Annotated in this window: 2 protein-coding genes and 1 rRNA gene; 2 read left to right on the top strand and 1 reads right to left on the bottom strand. The window is 37.8% G+C overall.

The features are described 5' to 3' along the window. Positions 1-745: 745 nt before the first annotated feature. The gene (locus ABD985_RS13660) at positions 746-1372 is read left to right on the top strand and encodes a hypothetical protein (protein WP_345372616.1); all 627 of its coding nucleotides are present in this window, start codon (positions 746-748) and stop codon (positions 1370-1372) included. Positions 1373-1381: 9 nt separating this feature from the next. After that, positions 1382-1891, top strand: coding sequence for a hypothetical protein (locus ABD985_RS13655; protein ID WP_345372614.1), 510 nt, complete (start codon positions 1382-1384; stop codon positions 1889-1891). 305 nt (positions 1892-2196) lie between these two features. Here the strand turns inward: ABD985_RS13655 and rrf are convergent. Beyond that, a 5S ribosomal RNA gene (gene rrf / locus ABD985_RS13650) occupies positions 2197-2308 on the bottom strand. Between the last annotated feature and the right edge of the window lie 134 nt (positions 2309-2442).

The raw sequence follows: 2442 nt of genomic DNA, 5'->3' as shown, positions 1-2442 counted from the left end.
TTATATTTTCTAACTCCTTCGTTTCAGAAACGGATGCAAAGGTAAGAAAACTTTCAATTACAACCCAAATTAATTTTGAAGTTTTTTTTTTCAGCGAGATTTCTTGAAAACCTACACTCTCGATAGCGAGAAGCGCAATTTCAACACCTTCCCAAAACTTCTTTTTCTTACTTTCCTTCCGAAAGCGGATGCAAAGGTAAGAAAACTTTTAACTAACTTCCAAAACAAATTTTCAAAAACTTTTCAGGAGTAAAATCCGAGAATTTTGTGGACAACAAATTACTCCAAAGAGCGTATCCCATGACCTGAATTGTTGTGGCCTTCCGTTTGAAGGGGATGCAAAAGTGTAGGTATTTTTTGGATTATGCAAATGGAATAGTTCAATTATTTACAGAAATAATCACAGAATTACATAACCTACTCAGTCAATGACACTTCAACGAATGTTAATTTTTTTAAGTTGTACTATAGTACATTTATTTACTCAACTTACTCTTTAAATAATTATACTATAGGCTTTCATATTACTCTTGTCCCTCTCTGTCTATAAGGTTAGATATCATTTAGAAACGCCATGTAATAAGCAAAAATTAAGCGATGGTCAGCTATTATTACCTATTATATTAAAAGCTACCCAACTTGCTAAAAAATACGCCTATCAGTTTAACGGAAAGGAAAAAGAGGAAGAGCTAGAAGGAAACTACGCCTATGAGTTTCGGATGTATGATCCAGCAATAGGACGCTGGTGGCAGCAGAAACCTCTTTATCCTCGGCACAGGATACGCTCAAAAAGCATCAGTTTAATTTTGATGGAATGCTGGCGATTACCGGGATGGCACGTCAGTATGATAAAAACCCTATACCAAATAGTGACAATATAAGTTATGAGTGTCAGTTGCTGGGTTTGTATATCCCTGAAATAGATTATCAATGGAATATTTCTGAAAAACAACAGCTGGAAGCATTTGCTTCTGTAGCGCTTTTGGGAGGACTTTTTGATGGAGAAGGGGAGTTAATTCCTTTACCTTACCGGGGGTGGTTCGCCTATACGTATGATCGACTGTCTCTCAAAGTGGGCTACCAGGAGATCCGCTGGGGAAATACCAAGCTATTGAGAACCCTAAATTGGATGGATCTGTTTCATCCCTTGGGTCCAGTAGCATTTAATCCCGGCATATTCGCTACCCTGGGCACCTACCAATTTGGAAATGATGGATATATACAGCTTTGGGTAATTAATAATGAACTGGATATTTTGGATCGCTATGATTACCCGAGAGGATATGGGGGACGTGTGACCTATCCTTTGGGTAATTTTGACGTGAGAGCAAGCTACCTGCGTCACCGGCATGCAAAAAACTATCAGAGATAGCCTTTTTATGTGAATTACCTGGGAATTGATTTGAAGTATGATGCTCCTCTAAGCTGGTGGATAGATGGTATGATCCATCAGGAACCAGGGATTTCATTCGTATCTCCTGACCAAAATTCTGATCAGCTCCTTACCAAAATCAAAGCCACCATTGGCTCTTCCTACACACTACCTTTCGGTGAAGAGGGTATAAAAATGATAGCAGAACATATCTTGAGCAACGATGCCATAATAGGCACAACAAACCATCTAACAGCGTTGGACCTAACGTATTCTGCCGGAAAGCTTGGGGAGTTTAAAACTACATTCATTTATCAATGGGATTTAGCAAATCGTTACAACCTGAATTATGGAGGTTTCAATTCTCTGGTCGCCTGGAGTAAAGAATACAAGCAACTGGAGTTTCAGGTAAGAGGTATTATTGGCAACGAGATCTACTCTGATTTACTTTGGAATGAGTCATTTTTTACTGATATGGTAGGGCAAGGGGTGCAGGGTACGGTGATTTGGAGGCATTAATATATAATTAATAGCTACACCTTACCTCTCAATAAAATAATCAAGGAGAGTATTTCTATACCCTTAATAAAGACTATATATTGTCTTTCAATAACAATTAAATCAGACTAACCTCCTCCCTTGCTAAATCAATTTTAGCAAGGGAATTATTTTATCTCAATAATTTCAGTTAAGACCATTGATGAATAGGGCAATGGATTCATAAAAGAAGTACGGTATCCTCAAAACTTATGAATATATCCCCTCTTAAACACAAAAAAACCTTATCCAACATCTCGTGCTGAATAAGGCTTTAAATTTATAAGGAGTGGCAATGACCTACTCTCCCGGGTGTTATCCCAGTACCATCGGCGCTGTAAGGCTTAACTGCTCTGTTCGGAATGGGAAGAGGTGTTCACTTACGCTATCATCACCATCAATATCTTTGTAATGAAGAATTAAGAATGAGTAATGAAGAATACTATCCCTCATTTTTAATTTTTCATTCCTCATTAGAATATCTGACATTTACTGCAAAAAGAGTCATCCACTGCAAACATGCAGTCACAAAC

Source organism: Algivirga pacifica (assembly GCF_039543525.1).
GTDB classification, from domain to species: domain Bacteria; phylum Bacteroidota; class Bacteroidia; order Cytophagales; family Flammeovirgaceae; genus Algivirga; species Algivirga pacifica.
This window is presented reverse-complemented; position numbering and strand designations above follow the sequence as displayed.